This window comes from Azospirillum sp. HJ39, from assembly GCF_041507355.1.
Classification (GTDB): Bacteria; Pseudomonadota; Alphaproteobacteria; order Azospirillales; family Azospirillaceae; genus Azospirillum; species Azospirillum thiophilum.
In genome coordinates, this window is record NZ_CP167910.1 from 155,285 (window position 1) to 174,788 (window position 19,504).

Annotated in this window: 15 protein-coding genes and 1 pseudogene; 13 read left to right on the forward strand and 3 right to left on the reverse strand. The window is 67.7% G+C overall.

Going from position 1 to position 19,504, the window contains the following annotated elements; all coding sequences use genetic code 11:
* Nucleotides 1-91 precede the first annotated feature (91 nt).
* From ABMY26_RS11350 to ABMY26_RS11365, 4 genes are all read left to right on the forward strand, one after another.
* The gene (locus tag ABMY26_RS11350) at nucleotides 92-709 is read left to right on the forward strand and encodes a metal-dependent hydrolase (RefSeq protein ID WP_372396382.1); all 618 of its coding nucleotides are present in this window, start codon (nucleotides 92-94) and stop codon (nucleotides 707-709) included.
* A 190-nt stretch (nucleotides 710-899) separates the two neighbouring features.
* The gene (locus tag ABMY26_RS11355) at nucleotides 900-1,937 is read left to right on the forward strand and encodes an aliphatic amidase (protein ID WP_372396383.1); all 1,038 of its coding nucleotides are present in this window, start codon (nucleotides 900-902) and stop codon (nucleotides 1,935-1,937) included.
* Nucleotides 1,938-1,973: 36 nt separating this feature from the next.
* Nucleotides 1,974-2,771: a CbbQ/NirQ/NorQ/GpvN family protein gene (locus ABMY26_RS11360; RefSeq protein WP_372396384.1), complete on the forward strand. Its 798-nt coding sequence runs from the start codon at nucleotides 1,974-1,976 to the stop codon at nucleotides 2,769-2,771.
* A 6-nt stretch (nucleotides 2,772-2,777) separates the two neighbouring features.
* Complete coding sequence (locus tag ABMY26_RS11365; protein ID WP_372396385.1) at nucleotides 2,778-4,436, forward strand: nitric oxide reductase activation protein NorD; 1,659 nt, start codon at nucleotides 2,778-2,780, stop codon at nucleotides 4,434-4,436.
* Between the two features lie 21 nt (nucleotides 4,437-4,457).
* On the opposite strand, the gene ABMY26_RS11370 is transcribed toward ABMY26_RS11365, so the two are convergent.
* Nucleotides 4,458-5,408 carry a response regulator transcription factor gene (locus ABMY26_RS11370; RefSeq protein ID WP_372396386.1) on the reverse strand — a complete coding sequence of 317 codons (951 nt, stop codon included), beginning with the start codon at nucleotides 5,406-5,408 and terminating at the stop codon, nucleotides 4,458-4,460.
* Nucleotides 5,377-8,793, reverse strand: a complete 3,417-nt coding sequence (locus tag ABMY26_RS11375; protein ID WP_372396387.1) for an ATP-binding protein — start codon at nucleotides 8,791-8,793, stop codon at nucleotides 5,377-5,379. Before ABMY26_RS11375 ends, ABMY26_RS11370 begins: the two co-directional genes overlap by 32 nt.
* Nucleotides 8,794-9,207: 414 nt before the next feature.
* On the opposite strand from ABMY26_RS11375, the gene urtA (ABMY26_RS11380) reads away from it, so the two are divergent.
* The 9 genes and pseudogenes from urtA (ABMY26_RS11380) to ABMY26_RS11420 all read left to right on the forward strand — a co-directional run bounded on the left by urtA (ABMY26_RS11380) (nucleotide 9,208) and on the right by ABMY26_RS11420 (nucleotide 18,507).
* The gene (gene urtA, locus ABMY26_RS11380; RefSeq protein WP_372396388.1) at nucleotides 9,208-10,482 is read left to right on the forward strand and encodes an urea ABC transporter substrate-binding protein; all 1,275 of its coding nucleotides are present in this window, start codon (nucleotides 9,208-9,210) and stop codon (nucleotides 10,480-10,482) included.
* Between the two features lie 153 nt (nucleotides 10,483-10,635).
* On the forward strand, nucleotides 10,636-11,562 hold the full coding sequence (gene urtB / locus ABMY26_RS11385; protein ID WP_372396389.1) for an urea ABC transporter permease subunit UrtB: 927 nt from the start codon (nucleotides 10,636-10,638) through the stop codon (nucleotides 11,560-11,562).
* A gap of 21 nt (nucleotides 11,563-11,583) precedes the next feature.
* Nucleotides 11,584-12,753, forward strand: a complete 1,170-nt coding sequence (urtC, locus tag ABMY26_RS11390; RefSeq protein WP_372396513.1) for an urea ABC transporter permease subunit UrtC — start codon at nucleotides 11,584-11,586, stop codon at nucleotides 12,751-12,753.
* A gap of 15 nt (nucleotides 12,754-12,768) precedes the next feature.
* Nucleotides 12,769-13,515, forward strand: coding sequence for an urea ABC transporter ATP-binding protein UrtD (gene urtD / locus ABMY26_RS11395; RefSeq protein ID WP_372396390.1), 747 nt, complete (start codon nucleotides 12,769-12,771; stop codon nucleotides 13,513-13,515).
* Between the two features lie 33 nt (nucleotides 13,516-13,548).
* Nucleotides 13,549-14,238, forward strand: coding sequence for an urea ABC transporter ATP-binding subunit UrtE (urtE, locus tag ABMY26_RS11400; protein WP_372396391.1), 690 nt, complete (start codon nucleotides 13,549-13,551; stop codon nucleotides 14,236-14,238).
* 552 nt (nucleotides 14,239-14,790) lie between these two features.
* Nucleotides 14,791-15,363, forward strand: a pseudogene (locus ABMY26_RS11405) (methyl-accepting chemotaxis protein); the annotation flags it as partial.
* A gap of 159 nt (nucleotides 15,364-15,522) precedes the next feature.
* Nucleotides 15,523-16,722, forward strand: a complete 1,200-nt coding sequence (urtA, locus tag ABMY26_RS11410) for an urea ABC transporter substrate-binding protein (protein ID WP_372396514.1) — start codon at nucleotides 15,523-15,525, stop codon at nucleotides 16,720-16,722.
* A gap of 174 nt (nucleotides 16,723-16,896) precedes the next feature.
* On the forward strand, nucleotides 16,897-18,129 hold the full coding sequence (gene fmdA, locus ABMY26_RS11415; protein WP_045584768.1) for a formamidase: 1,233 nt from the start codon (nucleotides 16,897-16,899) through the stop codon (nucleotides 18,127-18,129).
* A 27-nt stretch (nucleotides 18,130-18,156) separates the two neighbouring features.
* Nucleotides 18,157-18,507 (forward strand): zinc ribbon domain-containing protein, encoded by a 351-nt coding sequence (locus ABMY26_RS11420; protein WP_372396392.1) that lies wholly within the window; start codon nucleotides 18,157-18,159, stop codon nucleotides 18,505-18,507.
* A 103-nt stretch (nucleotides 18,508-18,610) separates the two neighbouring features.
* On the opposite strand, the gene ABMY26_RS11425 is transcribed toward ABMY26_RS11420, so the two are convergent.
* On the reverse strand, nucleotides 18,611-19,297 hold the full coding sequence (locus tag ABMY26_RS11425; protein WP_372396393.1) for a hypothetical protein: 687 nt from the start codon (nucleotides 19,295-19,297) through the stop codon (nucleotides 18,611-18,613).
* Between the last annotated feature and the right edge of the window lie 207 nt (nucleotides 19,298-19,504).

The window sequence follows — 19,504 nt, forward strand, 5'->3', positions numbered from 1 at the left end:
GTGTCCTAATGTCAGGCTCCCCCAATTTCGGGTTTGGCGCCGACGCCGTCCCGACAGACCCCAGCTTCAGGCCCCGCGGTGACCGACGGTGATGGCGTCTTCTCACATAATCGTCGGTGGCGCCACCTGGTTCTACCTGTCGAGCCGGTATGGCGTGGGATTCGACGCGGTCGCCTTCGGTGCGGCCATCGTGGGGGCGCTGGCGCCGGACATCGACCATCCGAAATCCATGCTGGGTCAGTTGGTGAAGCCGCTGTCCACCGCAATCTCCAACATCTTCGGCCACCGCGGCGTCACCCATTCGGCGCTCGCCATCGCCGGCTGCCTGTGGGTGGTGCATGAGCATGCGGCCTATCAGCACCTGCTGATTCCCTTCATCGTCGGCTATCTCACCCATCTGGCGGGCGACCTGCTGACCCCGGCTGGTTTGCCGCTGTTGTGGCCGATCAAGCGGCGGCGCAACTTCGCCCTGCCGATCTTGAAGACCGGCGGCTTTTCCGAACAGCTGGCGGTGACGCTGATGGCGGGTTGGATGATTTCCGGCCTGTTTGCCGGGGGCTGGCCGGAATGGCCGCTGCAACGTCCATGGCGCTCGGTCGTGGCTGCGGCGCAGACCTATCTGGGAGACGGCGGGATGGAGAAGGCCGCGCCCCCGGTCCCTGTCCGCAAACCGCCGGAAGCCGCAAGGCAGAAGCCGCTGAAAGGCTGAACCGCGGGGCCATACGGGGAATCGCGTATTCCCGATTATCGACGGCTCTTCGAAGATCGATGAAAGCAAAGGGAAACGGCTGCCGATCAGGCGGCTCCGGCGGCGTCCGGTTGCGCCGCCCCCTCGTCCCGTCTTCGCACCCGGCCGGCCGGGTCCCGTCCATACGCCTGCCAAACCCAGGGAGATCGCGATGATCCATGGCGACATCACCAGCAGCAACGACACCGTCGGCGTTGCCGTCGTCAATTACAAGATGCCGCGCCTTCACACCAAGGCGGAGGTGCTGGAGAACGCGCAGAAGATCGCCGATATGCTGATCGGCATGAAGACCGGCCTGCCGGGCCTCGATCTCGTGATCTTCCCCGAATATTCGACCCACGGAATCATGTATGATTCCAAGGAGATGTACGAGACGGCCGCCACCATCCCCGGCGACGAGACCGAGATCTTCGCTGCCGCCTGCCGCAAGGCCAAGGTATGGGGTGTCTTCTCTCTGACCGGCGAACGGCATGAGGAGCACCCGCACAAGGCTCCCTACAACACGCTCATCCTGATGAACGACCAGGGTGAGATCGTGCAGAAATACCGCAAGATCATGCCGTGGGTTCCCATCGAGGGCTGGTACCCCGGCAACTGCACCTATGTGTCGGAAGGCCCGAAGGGGCTGAAGGTCAGCCTGATCATCTGCGACGACGGCAACTACCCGGAAATATGGCGCGACTGCGCCATGAAGGGAGCCGAGCTGATCGTGCGTTGCCAGGGCTACATGTATCCGGCCAAGGACCAGCAGGTGCTGATGGCCAAGGCGATGGCCTGGGCCAACAACGTCTATGTCGCGGTGGCGAATGCCGCCGGCTTCGACGGGGTCTATTCCTACTTCGGCCATTCGGCGCTGGTGGGTTTCGACGGCCGCACGCTTGGCGAATGCGGCGAGGAGGAGTACGGCATCCAGTACGCCCAGCTGTCCAAGTCGCTGATCCGCGATTTCCGCAGGAACGGCCAGTCGGAAAACCATCTCTTCAAGCTGGTGCACCGCGGCTACACCGGCATGATCAACAGCCATGACGGGGTGAAGGGCGAGGCGGCCTGCCCCTACGACTTCTATCGCCAGTGGGTGAGCGACCCGGAAGGAACGCGGGCGATGGTGGAATCCTTCACCCGGCCGACCGTGGGCACGCCCGAATGCCCGATCGACGGCATTCCGTCGGAAGAGCCGGCGCACCGCTGACCGGCGGCGCCCGGATCCATGGCAAGAGGCGGCGGCATGGCGCTCCAGACCTACCGGTTGGACCGGGAACCCTATTACTGCCCGACCGGCGATGAGATCGCGCTGTTCGAGGCGGCCCATGCCGATCGCATGCCGGTGATGCTGAAGGGGCCGACCGGCTGCGGCAAGACCCGCTTCATCGAGCATATGGCCTGGCGGCTCGGCCGGCCGCTGGTCACCGTCGCCTGCAACGAGGATCTGACGGCGTCCGACCTCGTTGGCCGCTATTTGCTGGAGGCGGAGGGAACGGTGTGGCAGGACGGGCCGCTGACGCTGGCGGTCCGCCATGGCGCAATCTGCTATCTGGATGAGATCGTGGAGGCGCGGGCCGACACCACCGTCGTCATCCATCCCCTGACCGACGAGCGCCGGGCGCTTCCGCTCGACAAGCGCAACGAACTGGTGGCGGCACATCCCGATTTCCAGCTCGTAGTCGCCTACAATCCCGGATACCAGAGCGTGGTGAAGGATCTGAAGGAATCCACCAAGCAACGGTTCGCTGCGCTGGAGTTCGGCTATCCAGCCACCGGGATCGAGGCGGACATCGTCGCGCACGAGGCGGGGATCGGACCGGAGTTGGCACGCCAGGTGGTGGCGGTCGGCGAGCGCAGCCGCAACCTGCGCGGCCGTGGGTTGGAGGAGGGGGCGTCTACCCGCATGCTGATCCATGCCGGCCGCCTCATCGCCCGCGGGGTGGCGCCCGAGGCCGCCTGCCGCATGGCCATCGTGCTGCCGCTGACCGACGATCCCGACCTGCGCGACGCGCTGGCGGCGGCGGTCGGTGCCTGCTTCTGAGCGGCGATGACGGAGGGGATTGCGCTGGCCGATGCCGAACGCCGGCTGAAGGCCTATGTCACCGCGCTGTGGGGCTTCGATCCGCCGTTGCGGGCGCTGGCGGAGGACGGCGACCCGATGGCGGCGCGGCCCGGCTTCGATGCCGACCTCGTCCGGCTGCCGGCGGTCTGGCCCGGCATGGATGTCTATCGGGCAGCGCTGGCCCATGTCGCGGCGCACCGGGTGTTCTCGCATCCCTGGCCGGCCAAGGGGCTGAAGCCGCTGCTGACCATCGTGGTGTCGCTGGTCGAGGACGCGCGGGTCGAGCATCTGGCGATGCGCCGCTTTCCCGGTCTGCGCCGGCTGTGGGCACCGTTCCACCGGGTCGAGCCTTCCGGCTCGCTGATGGCTGCCGACCTGATGGAGCGGCTGGCGCGGGCGCTGTTCGATGCGGAGCACCGCGACGGCAACGCCTGGGTCGACAAGGGCCAACACCTGTTCTTCGAGCGGCCGGATCGTTGGGACGACCCGGCCTTCAGCCTGACGGTCGGCGGCATCCTCGCCAACGAGCTTGGCAAGACGCGGGTGCAGATCAACGCCAAGGGGCACCGCGTCGACCCGCCCTATCGTGATGACAATGCCGGCTTGTGGCTGTACGACACTCCGCCCGAGCCGCCGCGCGATGCCGACGACCCGCTGGAGGCGGCGCAGCCGGAGCGGGTGGAGGACGACTGCGCGGATCGGCGCGATGGGCCGCCCGAGCCTGTGCCTGCCCTGGTACCGCTCGCCGTTGCCGAAACCGCGGCATTGCGGCCGGTGGCGCGCTATCCGGAATGGGATTACCGCATCGGCCTGCACCGGCCCGACTTCGTCCAGCTGGTGGAGTGTGATCCGGTGCCGGCGCCGCCATTGGACATGGCTGCCGATCCGTGGTTGGCGGGCCGCGTGCGCGCCTTGGTCCGTCACGCCGTGGTGGCACGGCCGGAGCGGTTGCGGCGGCAGAGGGAGGGCGACCGGCTCGACCTCGACGCCTGCATCGGCGCGGCTGCCGCCCAGCGCCACGGCCACGCACCGGACGCCCGCGTCTACCAGCGAGTGAGGCGCGAAGGGCGCGACCTGTCGGTCCTGCTGCTGCTCGACGCCTCGCACTCTACGAACGATGAGGCCGGCAAGGGCACGGTGCTGGAGCTGGAGCGCCGGTCGGCGGATCTGCTGGCCGGCGCGCTGGCTGCGGCGGGGGACCGTTTCGCGCTGGCCGGCTTCCGGTCCGACGGCAGGGAAGCGGTACAGTGGCTGCCGGTCAAGCGCTTCGGCGATCCCTATGACGAGGCGGCGCGCGGCCGGCTCGCCGGTCTGGATGGGCGCTGGTCGACGCGCATGGGCGCTGCGCTGCGCCATGGCGGCAGGGAACTCGCCGGCCAGCCGACGCTGCGCCGTCTGTTGCTGCTGGTCACCGATGGCGAGCCGTCCGACATCGACTGCCCCGATCCGCGCCATCTGGTGGAGGACGCACGCAAGGCGGTGCAGGAGCTCTCCGGCCGCGGCATCGACGTGGCCTGCGTGGCGTTGGGCGGCGACCGGCCGACGCTCCACCGCATCTTCGGGCTTTGCAACGTGCTGCCCGTCGACCGGGTGGAGCGGCTGCCGGAGATCCTGCCGGCGGTCTATGTGCGGCTGACCGGGTGACGCGGGCGGGGGTGCAACCTCCTACCGTCCGTTCAGCGCCCGCACCGCCATCGCGGCGGCGGCGGCCCGGTTCTCCACGCCGAGCTTGGCGTAGATCTGCTCCAGGTGCTTGTCGACGGTGCGCGGGCTGAGGCCAAGGATTTCGGCGATGTCGCGGTTGGGCTTGCCGTTGGCGACCCACATCAGCACTTCGGCTTCCCGCGTGGTCAGGGACAGCCTGTCCTTCAGCAGGGCATCCTCGCCGGCCCCGCTCTCCTCGGCCAGTTGCAGCAGGATCTCGTCGGGGCCGGTCTGGCCAACCGGACTCAGGCGCAGGCTTCGGCCGTCCAGGCCGGTGGCGATCGTCACGCTGTCAGGCTTGCGCCCCGGACCGCCGGCCTGCCGGTCCGCCAGCCAGCGCCGCGCCTCCTCCGGCAGCGAGACGCCGGCCCCTCCCGCGGTTCCGCCATCGGTGCCGAACGCCGCCTCCAGCATGCGGGTGGTCTGCGGCGTGCACCACAGCACCTCGCCCTTGTGGTTGGCTGCTAGCAGGGTGCGGCCGGTGACGTCCAGCGCCGCCCGCGTGCTCTGGGCGACGCGGGCGTTGGCGAGATGGGCGTACATGCGGGCGATCAGAGTCTCCGCCACGATCGGCTTGGTGACGTAATCGACGCCGCCGGCGGCGAAGGCCTTCAGGATATGCTCGGTCTCGGTCAGGCCGGTCATGAAGAGGACGGGGACATGGGCGACCTGGCTGTTGCGCTTCAGCTGGCGGCAGGTCTCGAAGCCGTCTAGCCCCGGCATGATGGCGTCCATCAGGATGACGTCGGGCGTCACCTGCTCCAGCAGCGCCAGGGCCTTTCGGCCGTCCAGCGCAACCAGCACGGTCACTCCGGCCTCTTCCAGTGCGTCGGTCAGGAAGCTGAGGGCTTCGGGGGAATCGTCGACGACGAGAACGACGTCACGCGGTTTGGTTACGGCTGCTTTCGTCATGGCTGTCATCGCGGTACACCGCCTCCAGCGCGGCCATATACTGGTTCAGGTCGTAATTGCTGACGAGCGCGCGCATGCGGCCGACGAAGCGCTCCAGCTCGGGATGGGCGGCGGCGATCTCCGCCAGCTTGGCCTGCATGCCGCGGACATAGCCGATGCGGCCCAGATGGATCAATTCGGCGATGTGGTGCTGCGGCGGCAGCTCCGACGGGGTGAAGACGGGCGGGCCGGACTCGGTGCCGGCCGGCTCCTCATACTCCCAGTCGATGCCGCGCAGCCGGCCGATGCAGGCCAGAAGCTTGGGGATCGACACCGGCTTGGCGACGAAGCCGTCATAGGGCCGATCCGGGACGGGCGATGAGCGGTCCTCCCGCGTGTCGGCGGACACCAGGACGATGGTGGTCTCGACATGGCCGGCGTCGCGCAGGCGCCGCGCCACCTCCAGCCCGTTCATGCCGGGCATCGAGATGTCGAGCAGCAGGATGTCCGGCCGGTACAGATCCGCCATGGCGAGGCAGTTCGGTCCGTCGGTCGCCTTCACCACCGTGAAGCCCAGCTCTCCCAGGATGTCGGCCAGCAGGTTGCGGTGGGCGAGGTCGTCGTCGGTCACCAGCACGGTCAGGCGCGGCCCGCGATAGCCGCGGATCAGGTGGTCCGGCTGGGCAGGCGCGGTGGACAGCATGGCGGCCGACATCATCAGCCGCACCCGGAACAGGCTGCCCTTGCCGGGGGTGCTGGTCACGGTGATCTCGCCGCCCATCACCTGGGTCAGCAGCTTGGTGATGGTGAGGCCCAAGCCCATGCCCGGTACCATCGGGTTGGCGGCGGACCCGCGTTCGAAAGGCTGGAAGATCCGCTCGCGGTCGTCGGGCGCGATGCCGGGGCCGGTATCCTCCACCTCGAACTCGGCGATCTGGCTGCGGTGGCGTACGCGCAGGCACACCGTGCCGGTGTCGGTGAACTTGATGGCGTTGGACAACAGGTTGATCAGGATCTGGCGGATGCGCCCCTCGTCGGTGAAGACCACCGGCGGCAGGTCTTCCGGCGCCTCGAAGCTGAAGACGATGCCCTTGGCCTCCGCCTGCAGGCGGAACATGCCGACGAGCTGGTCGAGCAGGTCGCCGAACCGCACCTCGGCCCGGTTCAGCTGGAGACGGCCGCTTTCGATCTTCGACACGTCGAGCAGCCCGTCGAGCAGCCCGGACAGATGCTCCGCGCTGCGCCGGATGACGCGGACGGCGTCGATGCGGTGCGGCGGCATGGCGGGGTCGCGCTCCAGCATCTGCGAATAGCCGAAGATGGCGCTGAGCGGCGTGCGGAATTCATGGCCGATGCCGACCAGATAGCGGCTCTTGGCGAGGTTCGCGGTCTCCGCCGCCTCCTTGGCCTTCTGGAGCTGGGCGTCGGTGCGGTCATGGGCCTCGATCTCCTGCATCAGCAGCGCGGTCTGCTTCTGCGTCTCCTCCTGCGCCACCTTGCGGCTTTCGCGGGCCAGCACGAACAGCCAGGTGGCGACGCCGGCGACGATCATCAGGATGAAGAAAACCTTCCACAGCGTGCTGCGGATCAGCGCCTGCGCCTCGGCATTGACCGAGGCGACCTCGACATAGACCAGGGACAGCACGGCGCCGATGGCGAGCGCCAGCATGAACAGGACGGCCAGATAATGGCCGAGCCGGGCCTTCAGCGCCGTCGCCGCCCGTGGCGGCAGGATGGCGTCCAGCGCGTGGCGCAACTGCACGCCCACCCGGGCGTCGCTCTTGCAGCCGTCGCCGCAGCGGGCGTCCAGCGAACAGCAGAGCGAGCAGATGGCGCCGGCATAGACCGGGCAAAAGGCCATGTCGTCCGGCTCGAACGCATGCTGGCAGATGCGGCAGCGGATCGCCTCCTCCCCGTTCCAGCCCTCGAAGGGGCGGCGCGCGATGTAATACTCGCCGCGGGTCGCCCAGGCGATGGCCGGAGCAGCAAGGAAGGCGGTGGCGAAGGCGAGGAAGGGCGCGCAGACCTTCAGCGTCGGTCCCAGCGCGCCCAGAAAGGCCAGCATCGACAGCAGCGTCGCCAGCAGCATTGCGCCGACACCGACCGGGTTGATGTCGTAGAGGTGGGCGCGCTTGAACTCGACATGGCGCGGACTGAGCCCGAGCGGCTTGTTCACCACCAGATCGGCCACCAGCGCCCCGATCCAGGAGGCGGCGACGCTGGAATAGAGCCCCAGCACCGGCTCCAGCGTCTTGTAGATGCCCAACTCCATCAGCATCAGGCCGATGACGACGTTGAACACCACCCAGACCACCCGGCCCGGATGGCTGTGGGTCAGGCGCGAGAAGAAGTTGGACCAGGCGATGGAGCCGGCATAGGTGTTGGTGACGTTGATCTTCAATTGCGACAGGACGACGAACAGCCCGGTCAGGCCCAGAGCCAACTGCGGAGAGGGCGTCACATACTGGAAGGCGACCAGATACATGCGGGTCGGTTCCGCCGCGAGCTCCAGCGGCACCGCGTTCTGCAGGGCCAGCACCACGAGGAAGGAGCCCAGCAGGAGCTTGATCGTGCCGATGACGATCCAGCCCGGCCCTGCCGCCACCAGCGCCACCCACCAGTTCAACCGCTTGCGGCCCCTGGCGTCGGGGTCGTAGGGCAGGAAGCGGATGAAGTCGACCTGTTCGCCGATCTGTGCCAGCAGCGAGAACACCACCGACGCCGCGGCGCCGAACAGCATCAGGTCGAAGCCGCCGGCACCGGTCTCCGCCGACTGGCCGGTGAAGCGGGTCCAGGTGGCGAAGGCGTCGCCATCGTCGAGCGCTATGAACAGGAAGGGCAGCGCGTGCAGGGCCAGCCACAGCGGCTGCGTCCACAGCTGGATGCGGCTGATCACCGTGAAGCCGTAGGCGACCAGCGGGATCACCAGGAGCGAGCTGACCACATAGCCGGCGGCCAGCGGCAGGCCGAACACCATCTCCAGGGCGGTTGCCATGATCGCCGCCTCGATGGCGAAGAAGATGAAGGTGAAGGAGGCGTAGATCAGCGAGGTGATGGTCGAACCGATATAGCCGAAGCCGGCGCCGCGCGTCAGCAGGTCCATGTCGACGCCGTAGCGGCTGGCATAATAGCTGATGGGCAGCGCGCTGGCGAAGATCAGGACGGCGGCGGCCAAAATGGCGAAGACCGCGTTGGAGAAGCCGTAATTCAGCGTGATCGCGCCGCCGATGGCCTCCAGCGCCAGGAAGGAGATCGAACCGAGCGCCGTGTTCGCGACCCGTGAGGGCGACCAGCGCCGCGCTTTGCGCGCGGTGAAGCGCAGCGCGTAATCTTCGAGCGTCTGGTTCGCGACCCACCTGTTGTAGGTCCGCCGGACCGCGACGACCCTCTGGCGCTTGCCCTTCACCCCCGTCCGTCCTCCGGCTGTTTGTTTGTTGTGCTGACCATTCTCCAAGGTCGTTCAAGGACCAGTTTGCACAGTAATATCCATCGTGTCCCAGTCTGACAAAAAGAATTCCACAGACCAAGAAAAATGGAATCCCGCATGTTTTCTGCGAGAGCACATGAGTGCATCACTCGCTTTTCGGTGGTTGCGAGTGGCTTGCCATTCCCGGACTGCTGACAGTTTATAACGATTTGCGGGCTTTCGCCCCTATACGCAAATCCACGTATTGCTGCGCCGCACCGTTCGGCCAACCATCGGCACGTCCTATCGCGGAACGCTCCGCCAACTCCCCAAAAAATCCCGCCTTTCAAAAAGGCCCGGCTCCGTCGCAGGCGACCTTTTTCAGGGCGGCAACGGCCAACATCAGGAGGTTTCATGTCCTCGGACAAGATCAATGCGGACAAGATCAACGGTGGCCTGCCTTCGCCGCTCCGCCGCAAGCTCCTCCTCGGCATGGCGGTGCTGCCCGCCGTCGGCCTGCTGCCGCGCGGCGCGCTGGCCCAGGCGCTGCCGACCGATGCGGTGAACACGACGAAGCTGGCGGTCACCGACAGCACGGTGAAGGTCGGCATCCTGCATTCCACCACCGGCACCATGGCGATCTCGGAGACCGGCTCGGTCCAGGCCGAAAAGCTCGCCATCGCCCAGATCAACGAGATGGGCGGCGTGCTGGGCCGCAAGATCGAGGTCATCCAGGAGGACGGCGCCAGCGACTGGCCGACCTTCGCCGAAAAGGCGCGCAAGCTGCTGGTCGAGGACAAGGTGGCGGCGGTGTTCGGCTGCTGGACCTCCGCCTCCCGCAAGGCGGTGCTGCCGGTGTTCGAGCAGTATAACGGCATGCTCTATTACCCGACCTTCTATGAAGGGTTGGAGCAGTCGAAGAACGTCATCTACACCGGCCAGGAGGCGACGCAGCAGATCCTCGCCGGGCTGGACTGGGTGACGAAGGAGAAGGGGGCGAAGACCTTCTTCCTGATCGGCTCCGACTATATCTGGCCGCGCACCTCCAACAAGATCGCCCGCAAGCACATCGAGATGCATGGGCAAAAGGTGGTGGGCGAGGAGTATTTCCCGCTCGGCCATACGCAGTTCAACTCCGTCATCAACAAGATCAAGCTGACCAAGCCGGACGTGATCTACGCCTCGGTCGTCGGCGGGTCGAACGTCGCCTTCTACAAGCAGATGAAGGCCGCCGGCATCGACCTGAACAAGCAGACGCTGATGACCATCTCCGTCACCGAGGACGAGCTGCTGGGCATCGGCGGCGAGAACATCGCCGGCGCCTATGCCTGCATGAAGTATTTCCAGTCGCTGAAGAACCCCAACAACGAGAAGTTCGTCGCCGCCTTCAAGAAGATGTGGGGCGGGGAAAGCGTGATCGGCGACGTGACCCAGGCGGGCTATCTCGGCCCCTGGCTGTGGAAGTTGACGGCGGAGAAGGCCAAGAGCTTCGATGTCGACAAGATCGCCGCCGCATCGGCCGGCATCGAGTTCACCGGGGCGCCGGAAGGCTATGTCCGTGTCCACGAGAACCATCACCTGTGGAGCAAGACCCGTGTCGGCCGCGCCCGCACCGACGGGCAGTTCGAGGTGGTCTACGAGACCGCGGACCTGATCGAGCCGAACCCGTTCCCGAAGGGCTACCAGTAAGGGGCGGGGGGCACTTGGACTTGCCCCCACCCTAACCCTCCCCCGCTGGGCGGGGGAGGGAACGGCTGCCGAACGCCGACAAGGCTCCTGTCCCCCTCCCCCGCCCAGCGGGGGAGGGGCGGGGCGGGGGCAAGCGTCACAGGAGTTCCCATCATGTTCGAGGGCTACAGCCTGGCCGAGCTCGGGTCGATCTTTGCGATGCAGGGATTTGCGGGGCTCATTCTGTTTTCCGTCTTCGTGCTGATGGCGCTTGGCCTCGCCATCATCTTCGGGCAGATGGGCGTCATCAACATGGCGCATGGGGAGTTCATGATCCTCGGCGCCTATGTGACCTATCTCTGCTCCAACTTCATCTCCAGCACCGCGCCGGCCCTGTTCCCGGCCTATTTCTTCATCGCCATGGTGCTGGCCTTCATCGCCAGCGGGGCGCTGGGCATGCTGGTCGAATGGGGGATGATCCGCTTCCTCTACCGGCGGCCGCTCGACACGCTGCTGGCGACCTGGGGGCTGAGCCTGATCCTCCAGCAGGTCTTCCGCTCGGTCTTCGGTGCGCGCGAGGTCGGCGTGGTGCTGCCCGACTGGCTGATGGGCTCGGTCGCCGTCACCGACACCATCGAGGTGCCGATCAACGGCCTGTTCGTGATGGGCCTGACCATCGCCATCACAGTCGTCATCTATGCCGTGATGTTCCGCTCGCGCTGGGGCCAGGGCGTCCGCGCGGTGATGCAGAACCGGGTGATGGCCGGCGCCGTCGGCATCAACACCGAGAAGGTCGACCGCTACACCTTCGGGCTGGGCTGCGGCATCGCCGGGGTGGCGGGCAGCGCCTTCACCATGGTGGGGTCCACCGGCCCGACCTCCGGCCAGCTCTACATCGTCGACACCTTCCTGGTGGTGGTGTTCGGCGGCGCCCAGAGCCTGATCGGCACCATCGCGTCGGCCTTCACCATCAGCCAGGCCCAGTCGACGATGGAGTTCTTCCTGAGCGGTTCGACCGCCAAGGTGCTGACGCTGCTGACCGTCGTCGTGATCCTGATGCTGCGCCCGCAGGGCCTGTTCGTCCTCAAAGTCCGCCGCTGAGGAGCCTTTCCCATGACGTCCATGACGCGCACCCCTCAAACTCCACCTCCGGGCCGCCTTCTCGGGCGCATCGACGGCGACATCGCGGGCATCCTGCTGCTGGCCGCCCTGCTGGTGATCGTCCTGCCGCTGGGGCTCGACATCTTCCGCCTGAACATGGTCGGCAAATACCTGACCTATGCCTTCGTGGCGCTCGGCCTCGTGCTGTGCTGGGGCAGTGCCGGCATCCTGTCGCTGGGGCAGGGCATCTTCTTCGGCATCGGCGGCTATTGCATGGCGATGTTCCTGAAGCTGGAGGCGTCCAGCCCGGAAGCCACCAAGATCCAGTCGACTCCCGGCATTCCCGACTTCATGGACTGGAACCAGCTGAAGGCGCTGCCCTGGTTCTGGGAGCCGTTCCACAGCCTGACCTTCGCCAGCATCGCGGTGGTGGCGGTCCCGGCTCTGCTGGCCTTCATCGTCGGGCTGGCGATGTTCAAGCGGCGGGTCGGCGGTGTCTATTTCGCCATCATCACCCAGGCCTTCGCCGCCATCCTGACCATCCTGATCGTCGGCCAGCAGGGCTACACCGGCGGCATCAACGGCATCACCGACCTGCGCACCCTGAAGGGTTGGGACATCCGCACCGACGAGGCGAAGCTGGTGCTGTACTTCGTCAACGCGGCCCTGCTGATCGGCTGCATCCTGCTGTGCCTCTATGTCCGCCGCTCCAAGCTGGGGCGCATCCTGGTGGCGCTGCGCGACAAGGAGGACCGGGTCCGCTTCTCCGGCTACGACGTCGCCAACTTCAAGATTTTCGTCTTCTGCTTCGCGGCGTCGCTGTCGGCGGTGGGCGGCGCGATGTTCACGCTCCAGGTCGGCTTCATGTCGCCGTCCTTCGTCGGCATCGTGCCGTCGATCGAGATGGTGATCTACTGCGCGGTTGGCGGCCGGCTGTCGCTGCTGGGCGCGGTCTACGGCACGCTGCTGGTCAACTGGGCCAAGACGATGCTGTCGGAGAGCTTCCCCGAGCTGTGGCTGTTCGCCATGGGCGCGCTGTTCATCGGCGTGGTGATGGTGTTCCCCAACGGCCTTGCCGGCCTCTACCAGCAGTTCATCGCCCCGCAGCTGCGCCGGCTGACCAGCCGGCGGGCAAGCGGTGCGGCCGCCACCGCCGCCCCGATCATCCCGCCCCACACCGCCGCCGATTGAGGAGGGAGCAAACCCATGGCGAATCCCACCGATTACCTGCTGGCGGTCGAAGGGCTGACTGTGTCCTTCGACGGGTTCAAGGCGGTCAACGACCTGTCCTTCTACGTCGACAGCAACGAGATCCACGTCATCATCGGCCCCAACGGCGCCGGCAAGACCACGGTGCTCGACCTGATCTGCGGACGGACCAAGGCGTCCGGCGGCTCCATCAAGTTCCGCAACAAGGAACTGACGGCGATGAAGGAGCACCAAATCGTCACCGCCGGGGTCGGGCGCAAGTTCCAGAACCCGTCGATCTACGACGACCTCACCGTGTTCGAGAATCTGGAAATCTCCTATCCCCGCGGCCGCAGCGTGTTCGGCGCGCTCGCCTTCAAGCGCGACGCCGCGGTGCGTGAGCGGGTGGCGGAGATCGCCGAGATGATCTTCCTGGCCGACCATCTCGACCAGCGCGCCGAGTATCTCAGCCACGGGCAGAAGCAGTGGCTGGAGATCGGGATGCTGCTGATCCAGGACCCCGAGCTGCTGATGCTGGACGAGCCGGTCGCCGGGATGAGCGTCAACGAGCGCAGGAAGACCGCCGAGCTGCTGAACCGCATCATCCAGAACCGCTCGGTGCTGGTGATCGAGCACGACATGAAGTTCGTCGAGGACATCGCCCACCGCGTCACCGTCCTGCACCAGGGCAAGATCCTGTCGGAAGGCAGCATGGAGCGGGTGAAGAACGATCCCAAGGTCGTCGAAGTCTATCTGGGCCATTGAGTCTATCCAGGCCACTGAGCGGGGGATCAAGAGATGCTGTCGGTCAATCAACTCCGCGTGTCCTATGGCGAGAGCGAGGTCCTGCACGGGCTGGACTTCGCGGTGGCGCCCAACGAGATCGTCGCCATCATGGGCCGCAACGGCATGGGCAAGACCACGCTGATGAAGTCGCTGATGGGGATCGTGCCGACCCGGTCGGGCGCCATCCGCATTGGCGACACCGAGATCACCGGCCTGAAGAGCTACGAGCGGGTGGCCAAGGGCGTCGCCTATGTCCCGCAGGGCCGCATGATCTTCCCGACCATGACGGTGCAGGAGAACATCGAGACGGGGCTGAGCGTCCATGGCGGCCGCAGCGTGCCGGGGGACCTCTACGAGCTGTTCCCGGTGCTGCTGGAGATGAAGGGCCGGCGCGGCGGCAACCTGTCGGGCGGGCAGCAGCAGCAGCTCGCCATCGCGCGCGCCCTGGCGACCAGGCCGAAGGTGCTGCTGCTGGACGAGCCGACCGAGGGCATCCAGCCGTCGATCATCCGCGAGATGGCCCGCACGCTCCGCCGCATCCGCGACGAGAAGGGGCTCAGCATCATCGTGTCGGAACAGGTGCTGAGCTTCGCGCTCGACATCGCCGACCGGGTGCTGGTGATCGAGAACGGCGAGATCGTCCATGAGGACAGCCGCGATCAGGTCGACGAGGCGAAGGTCGCGCGGCTGCTGTCGGTCTGACCGGCGCCGGCTCCCCCCGTCCCCGCACCCTGCCTCTCCACCACAGAGGGAAGCGCCATGAGCCCTGCCAAGTCCGGATCCACCGCCTGTGCCACCGCCTGCGCCGTGGTCGCCCTGCTGTCCGCCATGGCGGTGCCGCTGACCGGCTCGACCGGAGTGGCGACCGCCGGCCTCGTCGTTTCCGCGGCGCTGGCCGCCGCCGCCGCCGCCCTGACCCACCGGCGGGATGCCGCGCTCGGCCCGCTCGGCGCCCGCGCCGCGGCGCTGTCCGGTGCGGCTGGCGAAGCTGGCGGCGATCCGGTGCGGGAGCTTGCCGACGCGCTCGACCGCATCGCCGCCGCCGCCGAGGCCCGCGCCGCCCATGAGGCCGAGCGCGAGGTCGAGCGCAAGGCGATGGAGGAACGCGCGGTGCGGCTGGAGACCCTGACCCGCGCCTTCGAGAACAAGGTCGGCCATCTGGTGCAGACCGTCTCCACGGCGGCCGGCGAGATGACCGGGACGGCGACCGCGATGACCGGCACCGCCGACCGCAGCAACCGGCTGTCGGCGACGATGGCGGCGGCGTCCGGCCAGGCCTCGGTCAACGTCCAGACGGTGGCGACGGCCACCGAGGAGCTGTCGGTCTCGATCCAGGAGATCGGCCGTCAGGTCGCGGTGTCGGCCGGCATCGCCGGCAAGGCGGTGGAGGACACGCGGCGCACCGATTCGGTGGTCCAGGGGCTGGCCGAGAGCGCCAACCGGATCGGTCAGGTGGTGTCGATGATCCACGGCATCGCCGGCCAGACCAACCTCCTGGCGTTGAACGCCACCATCGAGGCGGCCCGCGCCGGGGAGGCCGGCAAGGGCTTCGCCGTCGTCGCCACCGAGGTGAAGGCGCTGGCCAACCAGACGGCCAAGGCGACGGAGGACATCTCCACCCAGGTCGGCGCCATCCAGTCGGCCACGGCGGAGGCGGTCGACGCCATCCGCGGCATCGCCGGCACCATCGCCGACATCAACGAGATCGCCGCGACCATCGCCGCCGCCGTCCAGCAGCAGGGCGCTGCCACCGCCGAGATCTCCCGCAGCGTCCAGGAGGCCGCGCGCGGCACCGAGGAGGTCGCCCGCAACATCGCCGGCGTGACCGAGGCGGCGGCCGACACCGGCATGGCGGCTGGGCAGGTGCTCGACGCCGCGGGCGAGGTGTCGCAGCGCGCCGACCAGCTGAGCCAGGAGGTCAACAACTTCCTGGCCGAGGTCAGCCTGCAGTCCGCGCTGCGCCGCCGCGCCGCCGCATCCGGCCGGATGACGGGCGGCGCCGCGCCGGTCCGGCGGAGCGCCGCCAGCGGACCGGCGACGGCGGCGGTCAACGGCACCGGGCTGGCGGTCACCGACGACAGCGTGACCGTCGGCATCCTGCATTCCGCCACCGGCACCATGGCGTTGAGCGAGGGCGGCTCGATCCAGGCGGAAATGATGGCGATCCAGCAGATCAACGAGCGGGGCGGCGTGCTCGGCCGCCAGATCGTCATCGCGCAGGAGGACGGCGCCAGCGACTGGCCGACCTTCGCCGACCGGACGGCCAAGCTGCTGGCCGGGGACAAGGTGGCGGCGATCTTCGGCTGCTGGACCTCGGCCTCGCGCAAGGCGGTGCTGCCGATGCTGGAACGGCACAACGGCCTGCTCTATTACCCGACCTTCTACGAAGGGCTGGAGCAGTCCAGCCACGTCATCTACACCGGCCAGGAGGCGACCCAGCAGATCCTCGCCGGGCTGGACTGGGTGATGCGGGAGAAGGGGGCCAAATCCTTCTTCCTGATCGGCTCGGACTATATCTGGCCGCGCGCGTCCAACGCCATCGCCCGCCGCCACATCGAGCGCAAGGGCTGCCGCGTCGTCGGCGAGGAGTATGTCGAGCTCGGCCACACCCGGTTCGAGGCGATCGTCGCCAAGATCAAGGCGAGCAAGCCGGACGTCATCTACCCGATCGTCGTCGGCGGTTCCAACGTCGCCTTCTACAAGCAGCTGAAGGCGGCGGGGATCAACCTCGGCACCCAGATCCTGCTGACCAACAGCGTCACCGAGGACGAGATGCTGGGCATCGGCGGCGAGTATATCGCCGGGGCCTTCACCTGTGCCAAATATTTCCAAAGCCTGGACCTGCCGGCAAACCGCGCCTTCGTCGCCGCCTTCAAGGCGATGTGGGGGGCCGACAGCGTCATCGGCGACGTCACCCACAACGCCTATGTCGGCCCCTGGCTGTGGAAGCTGGCGGTCGAGAAGGCCGGCAGCTTCGACGTGGCCCGCGTCGCCGCCGCGTCGCCCGGCATCGTCTTCGCGGACGCGCCCGGCGGCGAGACCCGCATCCACGAGAACCATCACCTGTGGACCCGGACCCGCATCGGCCGCGCCCGGCGCGACGGCCAGTTCGACGTCGTGTTCGAGACCCGCGACCTGATCGAGCCGAACCCCTTCCCGGAGGGGTTCCGCGAGCTGGCGGCTTAGGTCTCTCTCCGGTGCCCCCTCCCCGACCCTCCCCCGCTTCGCGGGAGAGGGAGAACGCCCCGGAGCGGCGGCAGTCCCCTCTCCCGCGAGAGCGGGGGAGGGTTAGGGAGGGGGCAAGCACGTCATCCACTTCCCCCCGTCACCAATCAGTCCACAAAAAAGGAAGAGCAAACCATGGCTGACACCCTGATCAAGGCCGATCTGTCGCAGTCTCCCTACGAGAACGACATGATCCACAACCGCTGGCATCCGGACATCCCGATGGCGGTGACGGTCAAGCCGGGCGACGATTTCATCCTGGAATGCTACGACTGGACCGGCGGCCAGATCAAAAACGACGACGATGCCGCCGACGTCCGCGACGTCGACCTCAGCCAGGTCCATTTCCTGTCCGGCCCGGTCGGGGTCGAGGGGGCCGAGCCGGGCGACCTGCTGGTCGTCGACCTGCTCGACATCGGCGCCTTCCCGCAGCAGCAATGGGGCTTCAACGGCTTCTTCTCCAAGCAGAACGGCGGCGGCTTCCTGACCGAGCATTTCCCGCTGGCCCAGAAGTCGATCTGGGACTTCGAGGGCATGTTCACCAAGTCGCGCCACATCCCCGGCGTGCGCTTCGCCGGGCTGATCCATCCCGGCCTGATCGGCTGCCTGCCCTCGCACGACCTGCTGGCCAAGTGGAACAAGCGGGAACAGGCGCTGATCGACACCAACCCGACCCGCGTCCCCGGCCTCGCCAACCCGCCCTATGCGCCGACCGCCCATATGGGCCGGCTGAAGGGCGACGCCCGCGACAAGGCGGCGGCGGAGGGCGCCCGCACCGTGCCGCCGCGCGAGCATGGCGGCAACTGCGACATCAAGGACCTGTCGCGCGGCTCCAAGATCTATTTCCCGGTCTATGTGAAGGGCGCCGGCCTGTCGATGGGCGACCTGCATTTCAGCCAGGGCGACGGCGAGATCACCTTCTGCGGCGCCATCGAGATGGCCGGCTGGGCCCATCTGAAGGTGAACCTGATCAAGGACGGCATGGCCAAGTACGGGATCAGGAACCCGATCTTCAAGCCGAGCCCCATCGTGCCCAACTACAATGACTATCTGATCTTCGAGGGCATCTCGGTCGACGAGGCCGGCGAGCAGCATTACCTGGACGTCCATGTCGCCTACCGCCAGGCCTGCCTGAACGCCATCGAGTATCTGAAGAAGTTCGGCTATTCCGGCGCCCAGGCCTATTCGATCCTCGGCACCGCGCCGGTGCAGGGCCACATCAGCGGCGTGGTCGACGTCCCCAACGCCTGCGCCACCCTGTTCCTGCCGACCCAGATCTTCGACTTCGACATCACGCCGAACGCCGACGGCCCGACCAAGTTCATCAGCGGCGACGTCGACATGCCGATCGCGCAGGACCGCGTGTAACCGGAAGAAGGAAGGGGAGGCTGCGCCATGCCGATGTACGACTATGAGTGCCCGACCTGCGGCGATTTCACCGAGATGCGGCCGATGGCGGAATGCAGCCTGCCGCAGCTCTGTCCCCACTGCGAGACGCCGTCGCCGCGGGTGATCCGGGTGGCGCCGGCCTTCTCCGGCGTCTCCGCCGCGACGCGGGCGGCGCACGCCACCAACGAGCGCAGCGCCGACCGGCCGAGCCTGCTGTCGGAGGTCGGGCCGAAGGGCAAGCACGGTCCCGGCTGCGGCTGTTGCGGCGGCGGGACCAAGAAGGGACGCTCGGTCCTGCGCACCCCCGACGGGGCCAAGGGCTTCCCGACCGCGAGGCCGTGGATGATCAGCCACTGAGGGCGGCGGCCTTCGCGATGAGTGGAACGTTTGAAACCGGGTGAACCATCGCGGGCGACCCTGTTCAGCGTTCCACCCGTCGGCGGGCCGGCGGGCCGCCGGCTCAGCCGCGCCGGCCGAAGGCGCCGCGGTCGCCCTTGCGCTCCTTCGCCGTGCCGAGGTTGGGGAAGGGGTCGTCGGGGTTGAAGGTCCAGGGATAGACGCCCTTCGGCCCCTCGGCCTCCGGCTGGGCGAGGATGGCGGCGATGGTCGCCGCATCGGGCGGCACCCGCTCGCGCAGGGCGCCGGGGATGAGGTCGTCGTCGGGGTCTTCGTCCAGGGCGTCGGCGGGGATGCCGGCCGGCGGCGGTTCGGGGAGGGGGGCGGTTCCCTCGCCGGGGTCGGCGAACAGGCCGAGCTTGTCGGCCAGCCAGCGCACGGTCGCGCCATCGCCGGCCGAGACCAGCCGTTCGATCTGCTCCGTCACCAGGCCGCGCAACGACGAGAGCCGCAGGTCGGCCTCGCGGTTCAGCGCCTGCCGTTCCCACCACACACGCTGACGGAACGCCTGCGAGCCGTAATAGGCCCGCCACAGGGTGGTGCGGCTGCAGCCCATCGCCCGCGACACGCCGAGGAAGGACGCGCCGCGCGCCAGCATGCCGGCGGCCATGATCCATTGCTCCTCGTGGAAGCGCGATCCGGGCACCAGCCCGTCGGGCGCCACCGGCGGTTCCCCGGCCCAATGAGGGAGGCTGGCGGGGGCGGTGTGGGGGGCTGCGTGGTCGGCGGGGTGCAGGCAATCGGGGGGCATGGCGAGGCTCCATGGGGTAGAATAAGGCATTATTCCTATAATGCGGAGCGGTTGGCGGCAATATGAGGATGAAAATCTTAGTCGCTGCGCGGTCGGCGGTCCGGACTCCCTCTCCCGCCCCGGGAGAGGGAAGGGGCCCGCCGCGAAGCGGTGGGAAGGGTGAGGGGCCAGGCACGAAGCCATGCGGTTCAGGAGTCTTGCCCCACC

Coding starts and splice junctions, on each gene's coding strand:
- urtA (WP_372396388.1), top strand. CDS start 9,208: ATGTCCTCGGACAAGATCAATGCGGACAAGATCAACGGTGGCCTGCCT.
- ABMY26_RS11355 (WP_372396383.1), top strand. CDS start 900: ATGATCCATGGCGACATCACCAGCAGCAACGACACCGTCGGCGTTGCC.
- ABMY26_RS11370 (WP_372396386.1), bottom strand. CDS start 5,408: ATGACGAAAGCAGCCGTAACCAAACCGCGTGACGTCGTTCTCGTCGTC.
- urtE (WP_372396391.1), top strand. CDS start 13,549: ATGCTGTCGGTCAATCAACTCCGCGTGTCCTATGGCGAGAGCGAGGTC.
- urtB (WP_372396389.1), top strand. CDS start 10,636: ATGTTCGAGGGCTACAGCCTGGCCGAGCTCGGGTCGATCTTTGCGATG.
- ABMY26_RS11420 (WP_372396392.1), top strand. CDS start 18,157: ATGCCGATGTACGACTATGAGTGCCCGACCTGCGGCGATTTCACCGAG.
- ABMY26_RS11425 (WP_372396393.1), bottom strand. CDS start 19,297: ATGCCCCCCGATTGCCTGCACCCCGCCGACCACGCAGCCCCCCACACC.
- ABMY26_RS11360 (WP_372396384.1), top strand. CDS start 1,974: ATGGCGCTCCAGACCTACCGGTTGGACCGGGAACCCTATTACTGCCCG.
- fmdA (WP_045584768.1), top strand. CDS start 16,897: ATGGCTGACACCCTGATCAAGGCCGATCTGTCGCAGTCTCCCTACGAG.
- urtD (WP_372396390.1), top strand. CDS start 12,769: ATGGCGAATCCCACCGATTACCTGCTGGCGGTCGAAGGGCTGACTGTG.
- ABMY26_RS11350 (WP_372396382.1), top strand. CDS start 92: ATGGCGTCTTCTCACATAATCGTCGGTGGCGCCACCTGGTTCTACCTG.
- ABMY26_RS11365 (WP_372396385.1), top strand. CDS start 2,778: ATGACGGAGGGGATTGCGCTGGCCGATGCCGAACGCCGGCTGAAGGCC.
- urtA (WP_372396514.1), top strand. CDS start 15,523: ATGACGGGCGGCGCCGCGCCGGTCCGGCGGAGCGCCGCCAGCGGACCG.
- urtC (WP_372396513.1), top strand. CDS start 11,584: ATGACGCGCACCCCTCAAACTCCACCTCCGGGCCGCCTTCTCGGGCGC.